We start from the raw sequence: 21708 nt of genomic DNA on the forward strand, positions 1-21708 counted from the left end.
GAGTTACTTTTACACCGTCATTCGTCATTCCCGCGAAAGCGGGAATCTAGAAACGAAAAGTAACAGGAATTTATCGGGAATGGCTGGAGTTTAAAAGTCTGGATTCTCGCGAAAGCGGGAATGACGGGATTTTGGGTTGTGGTAATTTATCGGGAAAACAGAAACCCCTATGCCGTCATTCCCGCGCAGGCGGGAATCCGGTTATTAAAAACCGCAGAGATTTATCCGAAGCAACAACAATCTTTCCATCGTCATTCCCGCGCGGGCGGGAATCTAGGATGTAGAATCTAAAGAAACCGTTTTATCTGATAGTTTCTGTACCGAACGGTCTGGATTCCCGCCTTCGCGGGAATGACGGCATATCGGTTTCGGTGAGGACAAACCTAGATTCCTATCTGCGCAGGAATGACGGGATTTTAGATTGCGGGTATTTATCGGGAATGATGATTTAAAGGTTGCCTGAAACCTAAAAGCAACTGAAACGCAAAAACCAAATCCGCGCCTGCCGGGGAATGATGAAACAAAGAAGGCAGAAGTAAGGAGTCAGGATTTTTTCCTTGAATCTGCGAAAATTATTAAGCAGTTGAATGTTATTGTTTTATAATGCAGGCTTACGGTTGGGAAGCATATTTTCCGCATAAGCTGGAAAATGGCAGATTAATCGTAATTTCACGCTTTGTATCATATTAAACATAGGAATTTTAATGATGAAAAAATTATTGGCACCGTCAGTGCTTTCCCTGCTGGTAATCGCGGGGGGGGGTAGTTTCTAGCTACTCGCTTGCAGCGACGAATTCTGATGAGACTGCGGTTGTTGCAACAAATGACGGAAAAACGGCAGATGCTGAAAACAAAAAACTGAAACGCGGTTTGGCGGCACAAGCTGCGTTAAGCGGTTTATTCCAACCCTACTCTGTCGGCAAGGCAAACGTTACCGCCGCTGTGGGCGGTTATCGGTCGCAATCCGCATTTGCCGTCGGTGTCGGTTACCGTTACAACGAAAAATTTGCAACAAAAGCAGGATTTGCCTTTGCACCCGGCGGCGGTGCGGCTTATCACGCCGGTGTCAATTTCGAATGGTAAGTGCCTCTAAATATTTAGCGGTAAAACATACGCTTATTAAACGGTAAGCGTGCAGGCAATGCCGTCTGAAACCTGAAACAGGCTTCAGACGGCATTTTGACGCACGAAATCGGCAGATATGACGGAAATCGGCAATACCTATCTTGTCATTTCAAAACTTCAAAATCACGGCATTATCCGAAATCATAATCATCTCTCCGCCGTCATTCCCGCTCAAGCGGGAATCTAGGACGTAGAATCTAAAGAAACCGTTTTATCCGATAAGTTTCTGTGCCGAAGGGTCTGGATTCCCGCCGTCGCGGGAATGACGGCGCATAAGTTCCCGTGCGGACAGACCTAGATTCCCACCTGTGCGGGAATGACGGGATTTTAGATTGCGGGTATTTATCGGGAATGGCGGTTTGGAAGTTCACTGAAACGCAAAAACAACGGAAACCCAAAAAACCGGATTCCCGACTGTGGGAATGATGAGATTTGGGTTTCTGTTTTTGTGGGAATTTGCCGTATCGGTCTTCAGACGGCATTGCCTGCCGTTGTACCCGCGGGTGCGACTGCCTTGATGTAGTTGAGCGAGGTAAACTGCTTCTCGGCATCCAATTCAGTGATTTTGAACAATGCCTGCGATTTGGGCAGCGCGTCAAACGGAATACCGGTCGCGCGCGTTACCAGCGGCAGCCCCTCGATGCGGACGAGGTCTTCTTTCAGAATCGTCGCGGTCAGTTCGCTGATGCCTTGCTGTTGCAGGTAAACCAGGCTCCAGTAGGCTTCCATTTGGCGTTGGAAGTCGGCGTAGGCGGTATAGGCGGCATCGAAGTCGCGCAGGGCGGCGAAAAGCTCGGCATCGCTTTTTTGATACAGTGGTTCGGCGGAGTCGTCGATCAGGCTGATGAGTTGCTTTTGGTTGATGTAGTCGGCGGCGCGGCGCAGCGGCGAGGTAAACCAGCCGTAATGCTGCACGCCCATGCCGATGTGCGGTTCGGATTTGGTGCTCATGCGCACTTTGCCTGCCGGTTGGACGCGGAATAGGCCGGGCAGCTCGTTTTCGTCCAGCATTTGCGCCCAAGTGCTGTTGGCAAGAATCATCATCTCGCTGACCAGCGTATCGATGGGCGAACCGCGTTCGCGGCGGACGACGGATACGTTGCCTTCTTCATCCAATTCGATGCTGTAATCGTATTGCGGCGCACGGTCGGGTTCGTATTTGCCGCGCGCTTTTTGCAGGGCGATGGCGAATTGATAGAACCAAATCAGGTCTTGATGGTGGGCAAACATCATTTCGCCTGCTTCGTCCAAGCCGGTTTCAGCGTTGAAATGCGGCTCAATGGCTTGAATGCGCAGGTTTTCGGCGATGTTGACCGCTTCGATTTTGCAGGTTGGCGCGCCGACGTTGAACTCGCTGTCCACATCGAAATAAATGCTGACGGCAGGGCGGTACGCGCCCGCATCAAGGCTGAACGCGGCAATCCAGTTTTCGGGCAGCATGGTGATTTTGCCGCCGGGGAAATAAACCGTGCTCAAGCGTTCCATGATGTTTTTTTCCATTTTGTCGCCCGGTTTAACGGCAAGCGACGGCGCGGCAATGTGGATGCCGACGCGCTTCATGCCGTTGCCCAAGTCGGTCAGGCTCAAAGCATCATCGACTTCGGTGGTCGATTCGTCGTCAATGGAAAAGGCAGTAACGTCGGCTTTGGGCAAGTCGGGCATTTCGGGAAGCGGAAGGTAGGGGAAACCTGTTCCTTTGGGGAAGCATTTGATTTCAAACCCGTCTTGCAGATATTGGGGAATGGACGTAATGCCGCCCGTTTTTTTCGCCAATTCGTAGGCGGAGGTTTTCAGCGCATCGGCGGCTTTGGTAAAGGCTTTATAGGTCAGCGACTGCTTGTCGGGCGCGTGCAGGATGGTTTTCAAATCCGCCGCGATTTCAGACGGCATCTCACCGCGTTTCAAGGCTTCCGCCCAAGCGTCGATTTGCGCGTCTTGCTGTTTTTTGCGTTCGATGGCGGCAAGCGCTTGTTTCAAAGTTTCTTCAGGCGCGGCTTTGAACACGCCTTTGGCTTTTTTGTAGAAATACATCGGCGCGGCGTAAAGCGCAATCAAGGTCGCCGCTAGCTCGGTTTTGGTCGGCGCATGGCCGTAATATTCTTCGGCAATCGCTTCGGCGGTAAACTCCTCTTCGCCGCATACTTCCCACAATAAATCGGTGTCGATGTCCGCTGCCTGCGCCTGCGCGTTCTCCAAAAACGCCGCCATATCGCCGTCAAACTCGGCAAAGACATTATTTGCCTTCACTTTGGTGCGTTTGCCGTGTTGGGTATCGACTTGGTAGGTGGCATCGTTTTTTTGGACGACGGCGGCGACTTTGAATTGGCCGGACTCTTCGTAAAAAATATTCATTTTTCGGATTTTTCTGTGGAAACTCAAGCGGGCGATTTTAGCAGATTACCGAAAATGCCGTCTGAAAAAGGTTGTGGGAAGGCGGGTGCGGCTTTGCGGTGCTTGCGTTGCGTTTTTGACGGGGTACAATCGCCGTTTTTGAACGGAGGACGGAATGGAGAATGTAAACCATGTGTCGGAACAGGCACGTTATGATGCCGAACGCAGGCAGGCGGAAGAGGCGTTGGCGGGCGTGTTTCCGGCAGTCAGTATCTTCGGCAGCGCGCGCACGCCGCAGAATCATGCAGATTATGCGTTCGCCTGCCGTCTGGCGCGGCGGCTGTCGGATTCGGGCATTGCCGTCATTTCGGGCGGGGGACCGGGGATTATGGAGGCGGCAAACAAGGGCGCGTTTGCCGGAAAATCGGTTTCGGTGGGGCTGAACATCGTCCTGCCGCACGAGCAGAAGCCGAATCCGTATCAGGACATCGCCTTGCGGTTTTCCCGTTTTGCCGAACGCAAGGCGGTGTTTTTCCGCTATTCCCAAGCTTATGTCGTGATGCCGGGCGGCTTCGGGACGCTGGACGAATTGTTTGAAATCCTGACCTTGGTGCAGACGGGCAAAGTGCCGCCGCGTCCGGTCGTTTTGGTCGGAAAGGCATTTTGGTCGGGTCTGGCGGAGTGGGTGAACGCGCAGCTTTTGGCGCGCGGTCTGATTTCCGAAGGGGCCGCTTCTTTGTTCGCCATATCGGACGACGAAGACGAAATCGTTGCGTATCTGTCGGAACACGGGCTTCAGACGGCATAGCGTCCTGAGAGTGATGTATAATTGCAAACAATTTAACAATTTTTGATGTCTTTTCCGAACAGGATGCCGATATGATCAACCCCATCGCCTCGCTTTCCCCTTTAGACGGCCGTTATGCCCAATCCGTTGAGGCATTGCGCCCGATTTTTTCAGAGTACGGCCTGATGAAGGCGCGCGTCAAAGTCGAATTAAACTGGCTCAAAGCCCTCGCCGCCGAGCCGAAGGTTGCCGAAGTGCCGCCCTTCAGTGCCGAAACGCTTGCCGAAATCGACAAAGTCATCGAAAACTTTTCATTGGAAGACGCGGCCGCCGTCAAAGCCATCGAGGCTACCACCAATCACGATGTCAAAGCCATCGAATATTGGCTGAAAAAACGTTTTGCCGAAGTGCCGGAAGTCGCCGCCGTGAGCGAGTTCATCCACTTCGCCTGCACCAGCGAAGACATCAACAACCTGTCCCACGCCCTGATGCTGCAAGAGGCGCGCGAAACCGTCATCCTGCCCAAACTTGCCGAAATTATCGGCAAACTCACCGCTATGGCGCACGATCTTGCCGCCGTCCCGATGATGAGCCGCACCCACGGCCAGCCTGCCACGCCGACCACTTTGGGCAAAGAAACCGCCAATGTCGTGTACCGCCTGCAACGCCAGTTCAAAAACCTGCAAGCGCAAGAATTCCTCGGCAAAATTAACGGCGCGGTCGGCAACTACAACGCCCACATGGTCGCCTATCCCGATGTGGATTGGGAAGCACACTGCCGCAACTTCGTCGAAATCAGTCTCGGTCTGACCTTCAACCCCTACACCATCCAAATCGAGCCGCATGACTATATGGCGGAGTTTTTCCAAACCCTCAGCCGCATCAACACGATTCTCATCGACTTCAACCGCGATGTTTGGGGTTATATTTCATTGGGTTACTTCAAACAAAAAGTCAAAGCGGGCGAAGTCGGCTCTTCCACGATGCCGCACAAAGTCAACCCCATCGACTTTGAAAACTCCGAAGGCAACCTCGGTATGGCCAACGCCGTATTGGGCTTTTTGGCGGAAAAACTGCCGATTTCCCGCTGGCAGCGCGACCTGACCGACAGCACCGTCCTGCGCAATATGGGCGTGGGCGTGGGCTATGCCGTGTTGGGTTTCGCCGCCCACCTGCGCGGCCTGAACAAGCTCGAACCCAACCCTGCCGCGCTTGCCGCCGATTTGGATGCCACTTGGGAGCTGCTCGCCGAGCCGATTCAAACCGTGATGCGCCGTTACGGTGTCGCCAATCCTTACGAAAAACTGAAAGACCTGACGCGCGGCAAAGGCGGCATCACGCCCGAAGTGCTGAAAGGCTTTATCGGATCGCTGGAAATCCCTGCCGAAGCCAAAGCCAAATTGCTTGAGCTGACCCCCGCGCTGTATGTGGGCAAGGCTGAAGCGTTGGCGAAACGGATTTGAGCATTTACTGAAACCGATGCCGTCTGAACGCGCGTTCAGACGGCATTTTTAAGATAACGGGACATACGGGGGCGATATTTATGCAAGCTGTCCGATACAGGCCTGAAATTGACGGATTGCGGGCCGTTGCCGTGCTATCCGTCATTATTTTCCACCTGGATAACCGCTGGCTGCCCGGAGGGTTTTTGGGGGTGGACATTTTCTTTGTCATCTCGGGATTCCTCATTACCGGCATCATTCTTTCTGAAATACAGAACGGTTCTTTTTCTTTCCGGGATTTTTATACCCGCAGGATTAAGCGGATTTACCCTGCCTTTATTGCGGCCGTGTCGCTGGCTTCGGTGATTGCCTCTCAAATCTTCCTTTACGAAGATTTCAACCAAATGCGGAAAACCGTGGAGCTTTCTGCGGTTTTCTTGTCCAATATTTATCTGGGGTTTCAGCAGGGGTATTTCGATTTGAGTGCCGACGAGAACCCCGTACTGCATATCTGGTCTTTGGCGGTAGAGGAACAGTATTACCTCCTGTATCCTCTTTTGCTGATATTTTGCTGCAAAAAAACCAAATCGCTACGGGTGTTGTGCCACATCAGCATCATCCTGTTTTTGATTTTGACTGCCTCATCGTTTTTGCCAAGCGGGTTTTATACCGACATCCTCAACCAACCCAATACTTATTACCTTTCGACACTGAGGTTTCCCGAGCTGTTGGCAGGTTCGCTGCTGGCGGTTTACGGGCAAACGCAAAACGGCAGACGGCAAACAGCAAATGGAAAACGGCAGTTGCTTTCATCACTCTGCTTCGGCGCATTGCTTGCCTGCCTGTTCGTGATTGACAAACACAATCCGTTTATCCCGGGAATGACCCTGCTCCTTCCCTGCCTGCTGACGGCGCTGCTTATCCGGAGTATGCAATACGGGACGCTTCCGACCCGCATCCTGTCGGCAAGCCCCATCGTATTTGTCGGCAAAATCTCTTATTCCCTATACCTGTACCATTGGATTTTTATTGCCTTCGCCCATTACATTACAGGCGACAAACAGCTCGGACTGCCTGCCGTATCGGCGGTTGCCGCATTGACGGTCGGATTTTCCCTGTTGAGCTATTATTTGATTGAACAGCCGCTTAGAAAACGGAAGATGACCTTCAAAAAGGCATTTTTCTGCCTCTATCTCGCCCCGTCCCTGATACTTGTCGGCTATAACCTGTACGCAAGGGGGATATTGAAACAGGAACACCTCCGCCCGCTGCCCGGCGCGCCCCTTGCTGCGGAAAATCATTACCCGGAAACCGTCCTGACCCTCGGCGATTCGCACGCCGGACACCTGCGGGGTTTTCTGGATTATGTCGGCAGCCGGGAAGGGTGGAAAGCTAAAATCCTGTCCCTCGATTCGGAGTGTTTGGTTTGGGTGGATGAGAAGCTGGCAGACAACCCGTTGTGCCGAAAATACCGTGATGAAGTTGAAAAGGCCGAAGCCGTTTTCATTGCCCAATTCTATGATTTGAGGATGGGCGGCCAGCCCGTGCCGAGATTTGAAGCGCAATCCTTCCTGATACCCGGATTTCAAGCCCGATTCAGGGAAACCGTCAAAAGGATAGCCGCCGTCAAACCCGTCTATGTTTTTGCAAACAACACATCAATCAGCCGTTCGCCCTTGAGGGAGGAAAAATTGAAAAGATTTGCCGCAAACCAATACCTCCGCCCCATTCATGCTATGGGCGACATCGGCAAGAGCAATCAGGCGGTCTTTGATTTGGTTAAAGATATTCCCAATGTGCATTGGGTGGACGCACAAAAATACCTGCCCAAAAACACGGTCGAAATACACGGACGCTATCTTTACGGCGACCAAGACCACCTGACCTATTTCGGTTCTTATTATATGGGGCGGGAATTTCACAAACACGAAAGCTTGCTCAAGCATTCACACGGCGGCGCATTGCAGTAGCCTGCCTTCTTGTCGGATATTGCCTTTGGCGGGTTTGCCCTTCGGGGCGGCGGCTTTTATAGTGGATTAAATTTAAATCAGGACAAGGCGAGGCAACACTGTACTGGTTTTTGTTAATCCACTATGTTTTGCCGTTTTGAGGCCGGGGTCGGGAATAACCGTTTTTTGATGATTTTCCCTCCCCGGCTGTGTCATCAAAACCCCAATTGCCTTTCCAAACTCTCCACCAGATTGTCATCCAGTTTCAAAGCTTGCGACAGGCGGGCGAGGAAGACGGTTTCTTTTCGCGACAAATCGGCACATACCAGTCTTGCCGCCAGATAGGCCTCCGCCGCCAGCGCCTCATCGTCGCCGACGGCGGCGGCGATGTCTTCGATGCTTGCGGGAAGGCGGTATTCGGCGGCGAGCCATGCGGCAGTTTCGGGGCCTGTGCCGCTTTCCTGTTCGATAGTCCGGCGTTCGGCTTCGTCTATCATGCCGTCTGAAGCGGCGGCGGCTATCATGGTGCGCAATACGGTGCGGCTGTATGTTTCTTCAGTTTCTACGGCAGGTTGGAAATCGCTTTGTGTTACGGTTGCCCGCCCTTTGTTTTGCTGCCACATCTGATAGCCCCGGTAGGCGAGGTAGCCCAAAGCGGCGGTCGAACCGATTTTGGTGATGGTTTTGCGGTTTTTACCGTTCAGCAGCATGGAGGCGACACCGGCAACCAGCGCGCCTCCGCCAAATGAATTGAACGGGCTGTCGGAGAATGTGTTGCCTTTTTTTTGAACCGTGCTTAAGACTTGGTTGAGCAGCCGGGTGAAGTTCATGATTTTTCCTTTCTGTTGCGGGAAGGGCAGTATGTTTACCCTATCCTTTTAAACGGTGGCAGGCCGGCCAATAATTGTTGGCCGTACCGCTGCGTTTTGACGCGGTTGTCGAGGATGGTTACACGGCCGTAGTCTTGTTCGGTGCGGATGAGGCGGCCGACGGCCTGGATGAGTTTGATGCCGGCTTCGGGGACGGTGATTTCGATGAAGGGGTTGCCGCCGCGCTGTTCTATCCAGCGGTTTTGGGTTTTTTCGATGGGGTTGTCGGGCATGGCGAAGGGGAGTTTGGCGATGATGACTTGCACGCAGGCGGTGCCGGGCAGGTCGAGTCCTTCGGCAAAGCTGTCGAGTCCGAAGATGATGCTGGCTTTGCCTTCTTCTATGGTCTGGTGGTGTTTTTGCAGGAGGACAGCTTTGGGTAATTCGCCTTGTACGAGCAAGAGCGGCAGGTAGTCTCCGGGCAGGCGCAGGGCGACATCCTGCATTTGTTTGCGCGAGGAAAACAGGACGAGTGTGCCGATGGCTTCGGTGGGCGAAATAAGCTTGGGCAGCCATTCGATGATGGCGGCGGTGTGGGCTTCGGGGTCTTTGGGGCTGGCGTATATGGGGGGGATGTAGAGTTCGCCCTGTTTTTCAAAGTCAAAGGGGCTTTTGAGGGCGAGGGTGGTGGTTTCGGGCAGCCATTGCAGCCCGGTTTGGCGCAGCATCAGGTTAAAGTTGCCCAAGGATTGCAGGGTGGCGGAGGTCAACACCGCACCCGCCGCACGCCGCCACAGGCTGTTGGCAAGGTGGGACGCGCTGCTGATGGGGCTGGCGTTGAAAATGTAGTCGTTTTTGTCGTCGGCACGGCGGGTTATCCATTTTGCCAACGGCTCTTCGCCCTCAATGGGAACGGTGGAGAGCAAATCCCAAACCGCGCTGATTTGTTCGATACGGGCAATAAAAAGGCCGAATTCGCCGGTCAGGCGGTCGAGGGGCGCGCCGTCCTGTTCTTTTTCGCGGCGTGCGGCGGAAAGCGCATCGTTCAGCCCGATAACGTGTTTGAGCAGGCTGCGCGCGGCAACGGCCGTATTGGAAACGGTGGTTTCGAGGCCTTCGGGGATTTTGCCGTCTTCCCACAGCCAAGTCGGTTCGCTGTTGGTTCGTCTGTCGTTTTCAGACGACCCCAGACTTAAAGACGGCTCTTCCGCCAAATGGAACTGCCATTCGTGCAGGCTGTCGAGCAAGGATGCGGCGGCTTCGTCGGCAAGGTTGGCAAGTTCGGCTTTATCGGTAAGCGCGGCAATTTTGCCGGTCAGCTGCGGCAGTTTTTCCAGCGTCCAAACGGCAATATTCCATGAATGTTCGGCGGCAAAACGGCTGAGGGCTTTTTTGGGCAGGTGGTGCGCTTCGTCTATGCAATAGAAACTGTTTTCGGGCGCGGGCAGAATCACGCCGCCGCCCATACTGATGTCGGCAAGCAGAAGGTCGTGGTTGGCAACGACGACATCGACGGTTTCCAAGACATCGCGTGCCAGGTAAAACGGGCATTCGGCGCGGTTGGGACAGGCGGCTTTGAGGCAGCCGTGGCGGTCGTTGGTCACTTTGAGCCAAATCGCGTCGTCGATTTTTTCCGGCCAGGCGTCGCGGTCGCCGTTGAACCGTCGGGCGGAAAATTCGTCGGCGATGTCGCGCAGCAGCTTCAATTCTTCGGGCTTGGGCTTGCTGTCCCACAACACTTCCGGTGCTTCAAAACCCGTCAGGTTTTGCTGGGCGTTGTTTTGCGTCAGTTGGTAGAGTTTGTAGGGGCAGAGATAGCGGCCGCGCCCTTTGGCAAGCGCGAAGCTCAGCTCCAAACCGCTTTTTTCGACCAGAAACGGCAGGTCGCGGTCCACCAACTGCTCCTGCAAGGCAACCGTTGCGCTGCTCACAATCAGCTGCTTGCCGCGCGTTTGCGCCATGATGCCGCCCGCCAAAAGATAGGCCAACGATTTGCCCACGCCGGTCGGCCCTTCGATTACGGCGATGCTCTCGCCCTCGCGCTTGGGCGGCTCGCCGCCTTCTTCACGCGCCAACGTCCGCGAAAAAGCGTTGGCAACCGCCGCAATCATTTCCCGCTGCGAAGCACGCGGACGGAAACCGGGCAGGTTTTTGCCGATATTTTGGTAATGGTCGCGGATGGCGTTTTTTTCTAAATCGGTGAGCATAGCGTTTTGTACGGCGGTAGAAGTGGGCTTATTTTAACATTGCACGGAAGCGGTACAATATCGTTGTCGGAATGGGGGTGAGGTGAATCGTGCGGACGTGGTTGGTTTTTTGGTTGCAGCGTTTGAAATACCCGTTGTTGCTTTGGATTGCGGATATGCTGCTGTACCGGTTGTTGGGCGGCGCGGAAATCGAATGTGGCCGTTGCCCTGTGCCGCCGATGACGGATTGGCAGCATTTTTTGCTGGCGATGGGAACGGTGTCGGCTTGGGTGGCGGTGATTTGGGCATACCTGATTATTGAAAGTGAAAAAAACGGAAGATATTGAGTCATTCGGACACAATGCCGTCTGAAACGGAAGTTCAGACGGCATTTGTTTTAGGTTGCCGTGCCGCTTAGGGAATACCGGCGACAGGATAAGCGGGACGGCTGCGATGGCCTCTAAGGTAACGGGTTCTTTGGCTATTCAGGTACTGCTTGATCGGCTGCCAATCAATCACCTGATCCAACTTCAATAGTGGGAAGCGGTCGATGTGTTTGGCAATCATGGCTTGGGCGGTTTGCCGGAAGAAGGTGCTCATGAGAAATCCCCTAAATGTCTTGGTGGGAATTTAGGGAATTTCGGGGGGATTTTGCAAAGGTCTCATGCTATCTGTTGGTTTTGGCAACCCAAACTATGCTTGCTGTGAAACCTGCCCCAACTATTAAATGCTGTTTTACTCCCTGCCGACCAGCAACTCCGCCAGTCTTTCGCCGAATTTCTGCAAAGATTCGTTACTGTTCAAACCGTGAGAACCGCTCGGGAACGGCAATACTGCCAGCAATGTGTCGTTTTGATTGCGCTTCCATTTTAATTTTTTTCCGACGATTTCTTCCTGACGAAAACCTGAAAGGCCGTCTGAAAACGCAACGTTAAACTCCTTATCGTAAGATGTGCCGAATCCGATAATCAGGCGCGGGCGGTATTGTTCCGCCCATTGGTTCATTTGGGCAAAGCGGTATTTGTTGCAGAAATTGACGTATTCCTGCTTGTCGGCAAAACCCGTAATCTCGGAAAACTCCTGCTGCCAAAGGCTGGCATCAGTGTTTTTAAACGCAATCGGATACAGGTTCATTTTGAAATAGCCCGAATCCGCTTTGTGTACAAACGGCTGCACTTCTTCGGCAAAGCGGCGGTAATTCTCTACCTGCCCGCCGTTTAAGGCGCACAACAGTTTGCAGACGCTGATGTTGTAAGGATAGGCAACGCATTCCTGCCAGTCTCCATAACCGAACTCCGTGTCGCCCGTGTACGGCTCTGCCGCAATCTGCCGCAGGTTTTCAACGGTGTGCCCGCCGCCCCATTCGATGCCGCATACCCACACAGACGGTTTCTCGGGCGATCCGATGTCGCCGCCGTCGCAGCCGTGAAAGTCGCGCAGCCAGTCATAGTTTTGTTTGATATCCATGTTTACTCCTAAAATTTAACGTCAATAAACTCAGAACGATTCTGCATTTTCCTTATCTGACTTAGATTTAATCCAAATTGCTTTGCAGCCGTGTCAACCAAAGTAACATTTGTCTTCTTGCAAACGTTCTCCAATTTTTGTGCTGTAAATGTATCTATCAACCCGTTATTTTGTTTGCTCCTGTGTAGTTCGTCTGCAATCAATAACCAATTCATTAATATATTTTTTCTCTCAGGTCTACCATCTTTCTCCAAAAGAGAATATTGCAAGCTAAATTGCTTGCGGCACTCAGGAAGCAGTTTCCACATACTTTTGGCTTTAGGCAGCCGGTTGTCGGCTATCAGTTTCGCAATATCCGACGGATTAAGCTCAGCCGAACCACCTGATTTTTTGTGAGATACCTTTTCTGGCAAAGCATTCGCTTCATCTTTTACAATCTCCGGCTCAGTGTTTTTCGGCTCAGTGTTTGAAGCAGATTCAGTCTGCAACCCTTCAATATTCTGTTGCAGTTTTTGGTTAAGGTCATTCAGATAAGCATCAACATAAGGCTGTACCGATTGACAAGCAGCCAGCACTGGAATCATGCAGAAAAGCAATAGTTTATTCATTTAAATAAACTCCTGTAAGCAAAAATCTTCTATATAGGTACAAAGCGTATTATGTTAAACTCACAACAATTTACATAACACCCACCACCAATATTGCTTAGCCCCACGCAGAAGGAAGGTTATTGATGAAAGTTCACGAAAAAATCCGCAAAATCCGGGAGCTGAAAAACTTCTCGCAGGAAAACATGGCCGAGCAGCTTCAGATGTCGGTAAACGGCTATGCCAAAATCGAGCGCGGGGAGGTGGGTTTGCAGATGGACAAGCTGGAAAAAATCGCCGATGTGTTGGGCATGGACGTGGTGGATCTGCTCACGGTTGAGAAAAATCTGGTGTTTCTGAATATGGAAAACAGCACCAACTCCGCCAACTATTACGCATCGCAGGAGCAGTATGTGATCGAAATCGAAAAGTTGAAGCAGCAAAACGGCTATTTGCAGGCTATATTGATGGAAAAAGAAAAACTGATTACTTGGCAAAAGCAGCAGCTTGACAGTCTGAACGAACTGATTAGAACAATCGGGCGCGGATAGGAAACCGGCGGTTTTGATGGGCGACGAAGTCGAACCCCGCCGCGCCTTCATCGAAAACAACGCCCTGATCGCGCAGAACATTGACGCGTAAAACCGTTTAAAGGAAAACCATGAGCTACCCGCAACAGGCCATAGACAACATCCTCAACCCGCCGGCCGACAAACGCTGCCTGCACGCACTGAAAAACATCGCCGAGGCGGAAACGCTGTATGTGTTGGCCGACGACGAAGGCGAATGCCGTTTCTGGGTGGACGATGGTGGGGCAACTTTCCTGCCCGTGTGGCCGGAGCAGGAATTTGCCGAAATGGTGAAATCCGAGGGCGAATCGGTGTGGGAATTCGAGTTGGAAGAATTTTTGCAGGACAGCGTTCCGTGGCCGCCCGTCCTGACAGCGTCGTGATGCCCGCCGTTGAATTTGCCGCCCGCATCAACACCATTCTGGCCGAAAGCTACGGCGAAGCGTTTGATTTGCCGTATCTGTAAGGCAAACAGCAAAAGGCCGTCTGAAAACCATATCCCAAGGTTTTCAGACGGCCTCAAACAGCGGAGACAGCCCGTGAACAAACGCAAAACGAAAAACCGCCAAGCCCGCGCCGCACGACCTGCCGTGTCGGTGCGGTGGGCGAAGCCTTTGGAAAAGCTGTCGGAAAAACTCTTTGCTATCAGCATGGTCACGGCGTTTGCCGCGCTGGTGTCGCTGACTTGTCCTTCGTCATCGATTTCTATTTTTTGCTGGCGATGGGAACGGTGTCGGCTTGGGTGGCGGTGATTTGGGCATATCTGATTATTGAAAGTGAAAAAAGCGGAAGATATTGAGTCATTCGGACACAATGCCGTCTGAAACGGAAGTTCAGACGGCATTTGTTTTAGGTTGCCGTACCGCTTAGGGAATACCGGCGACAGGATGGGCGGGATAGCCGTGGGTGTCGATGCTGCCGGCGGCGCGCCACGGGGTATGGATGACTGCCGCCGGCAGGTGGGCAAGCTCGGGGATGTGCCGTCTGACAAAGGTGCCGTCGGGGTCGGTTTTGTGTGCAGCGGCGGCAATGTCGGGGTAGGTGTGCCGTGAGGCGGCAAGCCGCCAGTTGCCTTGGTTGATTGCTGCATCGAAATCGGTCAGCTGTCGGGCAAACCATATCTCGCCTTCGCGGTGGGGGAGGTTTAAAACGTGGCAGAAAAAGTCCGCGCTCAAGCGTCTCAGGGCGGGGTGGAGGCTGCCGGTTTTGTGCAAACAGCGCATCGCGGCATCGATAATCGGAATGCCGGTCCGGCCCTGCTGCCAAAGCGTCAGGCGCAGGGTGTGTTCCGGATTGCCGTCTGAAGGGTCGTCATCCGCGTGCTGCAAGGCAAGTTGAAGGAAAAAATCGCGGCGGATGATGTTGTCCGCCCACGAGTTCAGACGGCGTTCGAGGCTTTCCCGCGCGAGCAGGCGCGGCGAGATGCAGCCGGCACTCAAATACGCGCCCATCAGCGAAGTGTTTTTGCGCGAGGGGAAATCCTTTAAGACGGAGTAGGAATCCGCCTGTTCGAGAAACCGCCGCCACTGCCGCCAAGCCGCCGTTTCGCCGCCGTTTTGCGGCAGGAAGATGCCGTCTGAAAGCGCGGCAGGCGGCGGGGCGGAAAGGTTTTCGGGGAAGGGTTGGCGGTATGCCGCGAATAGATCCGGACCGGCGGGGGGCTGCTTGGAAAAGCGGTCGAGCCATACTTCGCGGTAGCGGTTGAAATCGGTGTGTGCCGTACCGTTGTCGGGTATCAGGTCGGTTTTGCCGAAAACGGAACGGTCGTTGATGAAGGTTAACGCGATGCCGTGTTTGTCCAATTCGTGCCAAAGGGCGTTGTCGGCGAGTTTGTCGGCAAAAGTATGGGATGCGTCGGCGATGACGGCGCGGATATTGAGGCGGACGGCGAGCCGGACAAGCCCGGCAGGCGATGCCGCCGTGTAGAGCGGGATGCCGCGCCCTGCGAGCACTTGGGCGAGTTCGGCAGCGGATTGGCGGTAGAACGCGGCGCGGCGAGGGTTGTCTGTTTCGGCATCGTCAATCCAAATACCGATAACGGGCGAACCTTCGGCAACGGCGGCGCATAAGGCGGCGTTGTCGCGGATGCGGAGGTTTTGCCGGAACCAGACGAGCGTGTGCGCGGCGCGCGTGTCCGCATAAAGGGCGCGGGCGGCTTCAGACGGCATTGCGGCAGCCTTTCCTGCTTGCGATTTTTTCGTTCAGAAAATCGATGAAGCTGCGGACTTTCGCACTCAAAAACGCCCTGTCCGCATAAACGGCGTTCAGTCGGACGGTCGGGGTGGCGTATTCGGGCAGCAGCCTCACCAGCGAGCCGCAACGCAAATCGTGTTCCACCGCCCAAAACGGCTGATAACCGATGCACGCGCCCGCCTTAATCATTTCGCGCATCATCAGCGTATTGTCGGTACGGATGACGGGGTTCAGCTCAAGCCGGTATTTCCTTCCGTCCGATTTGCGGGTGAGGTCGGGTTGCTGCCGGTTGGTGTAGGTCGGCAGGACGGCGGGCAGCCTCATCACTTCTTCCGGTGTTTCCGGTACGCCGTTGCGCATCAGGAAGTCGGGCGAGGCAAACAGGGCAAATTCGATTTCCGCCAGCGGGCGCGCGATGAGCGAAGGGGACATGGTTCGGGAAACGCGCAACGCCAAATCCACGCCTTCGGCAATCAAATCGACGTGGCGGTTGTCCAAAATCAGTTCTAATGTTACTTCGGGATAACGTTCGCGGTATTCCGCCAGCCAGTTGCATATCAGGCTGCCGGCAAACCACAGCGGCATCGTTACGCGCAGCAGCCCCTGCGGTTTTTCCGTCCCCCCGGAGGCTTTTTGCGCGGCATCGTCGAGCGTGTCGAGCGCGTAACTGCATTGCCGGTAGTATTCTTCCCCCGCTTCGGTCAGGCTGAGGTTGCGGCTGTTGCGGTGCAGGAGTTTGGCTTGGACGGTGTTTTCCAAGTGGCTGACGTGTTTGCTTGCCATTGCGGTGGAGATGCCGAGCGCGTCGGCGGCGCGGGTGAAGCCGCCGCTTTGGACGACTTGGCGGAAAACTTTGAGGCTGAACAGTGTGTCCATATTTTCTTGTGTGGAAAAGTTGTATCAATAAAAGCAGTATATATTTGAAAAGGGGAAACATCTATACTCTGCCGTCTGAAATGAAGACAAATATCGAAGGAGCTTTTATGTCCAATTGCTGCAACCGTATCCAACCTGTTCTGCTTTCTGTTTTGCGTATCGTAACCGCCTACCTGTTTTTGTTGCACGGTACGTCGAAATTCTTCGCCTTCCCCGTTGAAATGGGCAGCGGTTCGCCCGAAGGGTTGATGCTGCTTGCCGGTATTTTAGAAATTGTCGGCGGCATTTTGCTGGTGTTGGGCTTGTTTACGCGCCTTGCCGCGTTTGTTTTGTCCGGCCAGATGGCGGTTGCCTATTTTATGGCGCACGCTTCCGGCAATGCTTTGTTCCCGATTGCCAACGGCGGTGAGTCCGCAGTGCTGTTCTGCTTCGTATTCCTCTATATCGCGGCAGCGGGCGGCGGCGCGTGGTCGCTGGACAGGCTGTTTTTCAAGCGTAAAGCCTGAACCGTGCCGTCTGAAGCGTATTTTACGAATGTTTTTGGAAGGAAAAGAAATGAGCCGCCAATCTCTGCAACAGGCTGCGGAAAGCCGCCGTTCCGTTTATTCGCTAAATAAAAACCTGCCCGTCGGCAAAGATGAAATCGTCCAAATCGTCGAACACGCCGTTTTGCACACACCTTCTTCGTTCAATTCCCAATCTGCCCGTGTAGTCGTGCTGTTTGGCGAAGAGCACGACAAAGTGTGGCAATTTGTCGAAGACGCGCTGCGTGCCGTCGTGCCTGCCGACAGTTTTGAACCGACCGCGCAAAAATTGAAGCGGTTTAAGGCGGGTGCGGCAACTATTTTGTTTTATGAAGATCAAAATGTCGTCAAAGGTTTGCAGGAGCAGTTCCCTGCTTATGCCGCCAATTTTCCCGTTTGGGCGGATCAGGCGAACGCGATGGTGCAGTATGCCGTTTGGACGACGCTTGCCGCCGCCGGAGCAGGCGCAAACCTGCAACACTATAATCCGCTGCCCGATGCGGTGATTGCCGAAGCGTGGAATATCCCCGAAAACTGGCTGTTGCGCGCGCAAATGGTCGTCGGGGGAATCGGTGCGCCCGCCGGAGAAAAAACGTTCCAACCCGTTGCAGAACGTTTGAAAGTGTTCGGCGCATAATTTCGCGGTCAAAAAAATGCCGTCTGAACCCTGTTCAGACGGCATTTTTCAGTATCAGGCGGCGAGTTTTTCGCATTCTTTGATACAGTCGAGGCAGGACTCGTAACAGGCTTTGCATTCCATATGGTGGGCGGCGTGTTCTTTACAGGCTTTGGCACATTGTTTGCACGCATCGAGGCATACTTTTGCCGCGTCGCGTGTCAGAGGGGAATTTTGTGCGGCAAGGTCGTGCACCGCGCCGCATAAGGCAAGCATCTGGCGCACGGCAACCGCGCAATCGGCCATAGACGTGTCGCCCTGAGTGAGCAGGGACAGGCAGTGGGTCAGGCAAACCTGTCCGGCATCCAGACAGTGTGCGGCAGTTTGGCGGACGGCGGTGTAGGCGGATGCGGCGGCAGGCTGCATATCGTGATGATGGTGGTGGTCGGCGTGTCCGTGCGCACGCGCGAAAGAGGCGGCGGAAGCCAGGGAGACGGCAGCGGCACTGCCCAAAAATTGACGACGGTTCATAATGTTTCCTTTATGGTTTAAGAAAGTGGGGCAGGCACAAGGCACTCCCCCGCATACTGCCCCGACCGTGGGGCTTTTTTGAACAACCGGCTGATTTTGCCGGTGCGGGATTGTCACACGGGCAGGCAGGTTCGGCTATTCGGAAATTTAAGAAAAGGCGCGTCAATATGTGCGCGTTCTGCACACATACTGCTTGTTGAGTTAGATTTCATATGGGCTATGGTTTGCATTTCCAAATACGCTTGTTATTTAAAAAAAGAAAAATAAACCTGTCTGTTTGGAAATAGCCAGCTGAGTTAGAAATAAAATATTTTGATATATTCTAGGAGGAATATCTGTCAATGCCCGATGGGAATTATCTTGTAAAAAATTTTTTAGAATAATTAATTTTCTTAAATCAATTATTTTTTCATCCTCATAATCATCTATATATGTATCTATTATCTCATTTATTTCATCGAAGAAATTTTTCTCAAATAACAAATTAACCTCTTGTTCTGAAAGTTTAAATACATATAGTTCATTATCATCAGCTTGATCGTAATCTAATTTTTTCATAGCTTCAGCACTTAACGGGACTATTATCTGTTTCATGTCAATGGCTCCTCATCTTAAAATGTGTTACTTCATTATATTCAGCTTGAGTGCGCCCCTGCTGATTACCATCCGCATTAATTTTATTATTTGGTATATTACCATTCAAATCTAAATAAGGTCGTTTCCAGATATTTTAGTATCTAAAATTCTAAAATAATTTCCTTCAATATCATGAATAATTTGGATTCCATTTTGCCCCTGATAATTGCTTTACCTTTAGGAGTAAATCTAACCGATGGATTGGTTCCTATAAAGGTTCTTACTGTTTTGAAATAATGCGCAGACATAGTAACAGACAAAAAGCCGTCTGAAATCGGTTCAGACGGCATCCGTTTTCAAATCTTACAAACCCGGGAACATTCCTTTCATCCCCCTCATCCCCTTCGCCATACGCATCAGGTTGCCCAAGCCTTTCCCGCTGAACATCTTCATCATCTGCTGCATTTGTTCAAACTGTTTGAGCAATTTGTTCACTTCCTGCACGGTCGTGCCCGCACCCATCGCAATACGGCGTTTGCGGCTGGCCTTGAGCAGGGCGGGGTTGGCGCGTTCTTTTGGAGTCATTGAGTTGATGATGGCTTCTACTTTGCCCATCGCTTTTTCAGCCGTACCTTCGGGGATTTGTTTCGATATTTGACCCAGTTCGCCCGGCATTTTCGACATCAGGTTTTCCAAGCCGCCCATATTGCGCATTTGCTGGATTTGTTCTTTAAAATCATTGAGGTCGAAGCCTTTGCCTTTTTGCAGCTTTTTCGCCATTTTGGCGGCGGCTTCTTCATCAATACCTTTTTGAACGTCTTCAATCAGGGTCAATACGTCGCCCATACCGAGGATACGGCTGGCAAGACGGTCGGGGTGGAAAGGTTCGAGGCCGTTGATTTTTTCGCCGACACCGATAAATTTAATCGGTTTGCCGGTCACATGGCGTACGGACAATGCCGCACCACCGCGTGAGTCGCCGTCCATCTTGGTCAATACGACACCGGTCAGCGGCAGGGCTTCATTAAATGCCTGAGCAGTGTTCACAGCATCCTGACCCAGCATCGCATCGATGACGAACAAAGTTTCCACCGGGCTGACCGCCGCGTGAAGGTCTTTGATTTCGTTCATCATCTCTTCATCGATTGCCAAACGGCCTGCGGTATCGACCATCAAGACATCGTAAAAATGTTTTTTGGCGTAATCGACGGCGGCAGTTGCAATCTCAACCGGTTTTTGGTTGGTATCGGATGGAAAAAAGTCCACGCCGACCTGTTCGGCCAACAGGCGCAGTTGTTCAATCGCGGCAGGGCGGTAAACGTCGGCGGATACCACCAAGACTTTTTTCTTCTGATCGTTTTTCAGCAGGCGGGCGAGTTTGCCGACGGTTGTTGTCTTACCGGCACCCTGTAAACCGGCCATCAACACGACGGCGGGCGGCGCAACCGACAAATCCAGCGTTTTGTTTTCCCTGCCCATCAGTTCGGTCAGGGCTTTGTTTACCACGCCGATAAATGCCTGATCCGGCGTCAGGCTGCCCGCCACTTCCTGACCGAGGGCCTGTTCTTTGACGTTGTTGACGAACTCTTTGACGACAGGCAGAGCGACATCCGCCTCAAGCAGGGCGAGGCGGACTTCGCGCAAGGCTTCTTTAATATTGTCTTCGGTCAGTTTGGCCTGCCCGCGGATGTTTTTGAGGACATTGCTGAAGCGGCTGGTTAAATTGTCTAACATACTGGTCCTTGGTCTGAATAAGAATAGCTTGCCCCATCAGGGGCATTCTTTGTTAAAATAAAATCAAAATAATTTGATGCGGCTTGTGTGCCGGACAGCATATCGGCAAATCCGTCAAGGCTTGCCCGAAACGGGGATTTTACAATTCCAACGTTAAAAGTTCCAATATTTCATAAGCGGCCGCATACGGCGCAACAGTATAGATAGAGAAAGTCCACCATGCCGACAGTTTTCATCTTTTTGACGGCGGTTTACGCAGGATTGGGTGCATTTGCATGGCACTGCCAACAGCAGGGGCGCGGCCGGGATTACCCGTGGAAGACGGAATTGCCGGTTTTGGGCGCGGCATTGACCGTCCACGGCGCGGCACTGCTGATGCCGGTCATTCAAGACAAAATCATCATTATGGGCTTCGGGTATTCCGGCAGCCTGATTGTTTGGATGATGCTGTTTATTTATTTTGCCGGCAGCTTCTTTTATCCGCTGCGCGGAGTGCAGTTGCTGCTGTATCCTTGCGCTGCACTGATGCTGCTGTCAGGTTTGGTTTTTCCTGGAAAATTCTCGGGATATGAAATTACCGACCTTCCCTTTATGCTGCATATCGGAACTTCGCTGCTCGCATACGGGCTGTTCGGCATCGCAACATTATTGTCCGTTTTGACCCTGCTGCTGAATCGGAGCCTGCACCGCAGGAACTTCTCCAAGCTCGCAGGATTCCTGCCGTCGCTGCTCAGTTTGGAAAAACTCATGTTCCAGGCCATGTGGGCAGGTTTCATCCTGCTGACCTATTCCGTCGTCAGCGGAACATTTTTTGCCGAAGCCGTATTCGGCAAACCCATGACCTTTACACATAAAACCGTATTCGGCATATTGTCATGGCTGATTTACGGCGGACTGCTGCTCAAGCACAGCATGACCGCATGGCGCGGCAAAAAAGCCGCCGTGTGGACCATCATCGGATTTGTCAGCCTTATGATTGCCTATATGGGCAGCAAGTTCGTATTGGAAATCATTCTGAAAAGATAAGAAGAGTCAACAGATGCCGTCTGAAGCCCCGAGTTTCAGACGGCATATTCACAAAGGCGCACCAGTCGGAGGAGGGGGGGAGGAAGGGATTATTGGAGGTGGCACAGCGTTTGGCGGAAATAAAAACCCTTATCCGACAGGGATATGACGAATTTCCCCAAAAAAATCCCGCTGAAAGTATTGACCGTATACGTCTTCAAGCGTATAGTTCGCGTCTTCGCTGCTGACGAAACGGCGGTGATGAAGTAGTTCAAACGCTCTTTAACAAAACAGATTACCGATAAGTGTGAGTGCCTTGAGCCTCACACTGTTTAAAAGACAGACAAGATAATGTTTTAAACATTGTCCTGTCGGTTTCTTTGAAGCAGACCAGAAGTTAA

The 21708-nt window shown here is 52.6% G+C and carries 23 protein-coding genes and 1 pseudogene; 11 read left to right on the forward strand and 13 right to left on the reverse strand.

All coding sequences use genetic code 11. The features are described 5' to 3' along the window. Positions 1-870: 870 nt before the first annotated feature. Positions 871-1083, forward strand: coding sequence for a YadA C-terminal domain-containing protein (locus DBY86_RS09805; RefSeq protein ID WP_003712306.1), 213 nt, complete (start codon positions 871-873; stop codon positions 1081-1083). Positions 1084-1596: 513 nt separating this feature from the next. Here the strand turns inward: DBY86_RS09805 and DBY86_RS09815 are convergent. Next, entirely contained in the window at positions 1597-3477 is a 1881-nt protein-coding gene (locus tag DBY86_RS09815; protein ID WP_107819832.1) for a ribonuclease R family protein, read from the reverse strand. A gap of 154 nt (positions 3478-3631) precedes the next feature. Here DBY86_RS09815 and DBY86_RS09825 point away from each other — a divergent pair, with 154 nt between their 5' ends. The 3 genes from DBY86_RS09825 (at position 3632) to DBY86_RS09835 (ending at position 7655) form a co-directional block, all read left to right on the forward strand. Further along, positions 3632-4264 (forward strand): LOG family protein, encoded by a 633-nt coding sequence (locus DBY86_RS09825; RefSeq protein WP_107819833.1) that lies wholly within the window; start codon positions 3632-3634, stop codon positions 4262-4264. A gap of 71 nt (positions 4265-4335) precedes the next feature. Beyond that, entirely contained in the window at positions 4336-5706 is a 1371-nt protein-coding gene (gene purB, locus DBY86_RS09830; RefSeq protein ID WP_107819834.1) for an adenylosuccinate lyase, read from the forward strand. Positions 5707-5786: 80 nt separating this feature from the next. After that, a complete protein-coding gene (locus DBY86_RS09835; protein ID WP_107819835.1) occupies positions 5787-7655 on the forward strand; it encodes an acyltransferase family protein in 1869 nt (622 codons plus the stop codon). Positions 7656-7849: 194 nt separating this feature from the next. Here DBY86_RS09835 and DBY86_RS09840 read toward each other — a convergent pair whose 3' ends face one another. From DBY86_RS09840 to DBY86_RS09865, 6 genes and pseudogenes are all read right to left on the reverse strand, one after another. Beyond that, positions 7850-8464, reverse strand: a complete 615-nt coding sequence (locus DBY86_RS09840) for a tellurite resistance TerB family protein (protein WP_107819836.1) — start codon at positions 8462-8464, stop codon at positions 7850-7852. A gap of 35 nt (positions 8465-8499) precedes the next feature. Continuing rightward, a complete protein-coding gene (gene dinG / locus DBY86_RS09845; protein ID WP_107819837.1) occupies positions 8500-10650 on the reverse strand; it encodes an ATP-dependent DNA helicase DinG in 2151 nt (716 codons plus the stop codon). 28 nt (positions 10651-10678) lie between these two features. Continuing rightward, entirely contained in the window at positions 10679-10981 is a 303-nt protein-coding gene (locus DBY86_RS09850; protein WP_003708217.1) for a hypothetical protein, read from the reverse strand. Positions 10982-11058: 77 nt separating this feature from the next. Beyond that, positions 11059-11229, reverse strand: a pseudogene (locus tag DBY86_RS09855) (IS5/IS1182 family transposase); the annotation flags it as partial. A 135-nt stretch (positions 11230-11364) separates the two neighbouring features. Then, on the reverse strand, positions 11365-12096 hold the full coding sequence (locus DBY86_RS09860; protein ID WP_003708219.1) for a hypothetical protein: 732 nt from the start codon (positions 12094-12096) through the stop codon (positions 11365-11367). Between the two features lie 8 nt (positions 12097-12104). Continuing rightward, positions 12105-12704 carry a hypothetical protein gene (locus tag DBY86_RS09865; RefSeq protein ID WP_003708220.1) on the reverse strand — a complete coding sequence of 200 codons (600 nt, stop codon included), beginning with the start codon at positions 12702-12704 and terminating at the stop codon, positions 12105-12107. Positions 12705-12829: 125 nt separating this feature from the next. On the opposite strand from DBY86_RS09865, the gene DBY86_RS09870 reads away from it, so the two are divergent. The 3 genes from DBY86_RS09870 (at position 12830) to DBY86_RS13415 (ending at position 14051) form a co-directional block, all read left to right on the forward strand. Then, on the forward strand, positions 12830-13234 hold the full coding sequence (locus DBY86_RS09870) for a helix-turn-helix domain-containing protein (RefSeq protein ID WP_025458307.1): 405 nt from the start codon (positions 12830-12832) through the stop codon (positions 13232-13234). A 110-nt stretch (positions 13235-13344) separates the two neighbouring features. Further along, positions 13345-13635 carry a DUF2750 domain-containing protein gene (locus DBY86_RS09875; protein ID WP_234403433.1) on the forward strand — a complete coding sequence of 97 codons (291 nt, stop codon included), beginning with the start codon at positions 13345-13347 and terminating at the stop codon, positions 13633-13635. A 218-nt stretch (positions 13636-13853) separates the two neighbouring features. Next, positions 13854-14051, forward strand: a complete 198-nt coding sequence (locus DBY86_RS13415) for a hypothetical protein (RefSeq protein WP_199901088.1) — start codon at positions 13854-13856, stop codon at positions 14049-14051. A gap of 67 nt (positions 14052-14118) precedes the next feature. Here DBY86_RS13415 and DBY86_RS09880 read toward each other — a convergent pair whose 3' ends face one another. Then, on the reverse strand, positions 14119-15420 hold the full coding sequence (locus tag DBY86_RS09880; protein ID WP_107819838.1) for a cryptochrome/photolyase family protein: 1302 nt from the start codon (positions 15418-15420) through the stop codon (positions 14119-14121). After that, positions 15410-16321 carry a LysR family transcriptional regulator gene (locus tag DBY86_RS09885; RefSeq protein ID WP_107819839.1) on the reverse strand — a complete coding sequence of 304 codons (912 nt, stop codon included), beginning with the start codon at positions 16319-16321 and terminating at the stop codon, positions 15410-15412. Before DBY86_RS09885 ends, DBY86_RS09880 begins: the two co-directional genes overlap by 11 nt. 107 nt (positions 16322-16428) lie before the next feature. Here DBY86_RS09885 and DBY86_RS09890 point away from each other — a divergent pair, with 107 nt between their 5' ends. Continuing rightward, a complete protein-coding gene (locus DBY86_RS09890) occupies positions 16429-16827 on the forward strand; it encodes a DoxX family protein (RefSeq protein WP_107819840.1) in 399 nt (132 codons plus the stop codon). Positions 16828-16876: 49 nt separating this feature from the next. Beyond that, positions 16877-17482, forward strand: a complete 606-nt coding sequence (locus DBY86_RS09895) for a nitroreductase family protein (protein WP_107819841.1) — start codon at positions 16877-16879, stop codon at positions 17480-17482. A 54-nt stretch (positions 17483-17536) separates the two neighbouring features. Here the strand turns inward: DBY86_RS09895 and DBY86_RS09900 are convergent, their stop codons facing one another. The 4 genes from DBY86_RS09900 to ffh form a co-directional block, all read right to left on the reverse strand. Further along, positions 17537-17992, reverse strand: a complete 456-nt coding sequence (locus DBY86_RS09900) for a four-helix bundle copper-binding protein (RefSeq protein ID WP_107819842.1) — start codon at positions 17990-17992, stop codon at positions 17537-17539. A gap of 249 nt (positions 17993-18241) precedes the next feature. Beyond that, the gene (locus tag DBY86_RS09905) at positions 18242-18586 is read right to left on the reverse strand and encodes a hypothetical protein (protein ID WP_107819843.1); all 345 of its coding nucleotides are present in this window, start codon (positions 18584-18586) and stop codon (positions 18242-18244) included. A 143-nt stretch (positions 18587-18729) separates the two neighbouring features. After that, on the reverse strand, positions 18730-18918 hold the full coding sequence (locus tag DBY86_RS09910; RefSeq protein WP_107819844.1) for a hypothetical protein: 189 nt from the start codon (positions 18916-18918) through the stop codon (positions 18730-18732). A 13-nt stretch (positions 18919-18931) separates the two neighbouring features. Beyond that, the gene (gene ffh / locus DBY86_RS09915) at positions 18932-20302 is read right to left on the reverse strand and encodes a signal recognition particle protein (protein WP_107819845.1); all 1371 of its coding nucleotides are present in this window, start codon (positions 20300-20302) and stop codon (positions 18932-18934) included. Positions 20303-20521: 219 nt separating this feature from the next. Between ffh and DBY86_RS09920 the strand changes: the two genes are divergently transcribed. Beyond that, a complete protein-coding gene (locus tag DBY86_RS09920) occupies positions 20522-21328 on the forward strand; it encodes a cytochrome C assembly family protein (protein ID WP_013449598.1) in 807 nt (268 codons plus the stop codon). Positions 21329-21341: 13 nt separating this feature from the next. Beyond that, positions 21342-21476, forward strand: coding sequence for a hypothetical protein (locus tag DBY86_RS14000; protein WP_301001447.1), 135 nt, complete (start codon positions 21342-21344; stop codon positions 21474-21476). Positions 21477-21708: the final 232 nt, after the last annotated feature.

The organism is Neisseria bergeri, assembly GCA_003044455.1.
GTDB classification, from domain to species: Bacteria; Pseudomonadota; Gammaproteobacteria; order Burkholderiales; family Neisseriaceae; genus Neisseria; species Neisseria bergeri.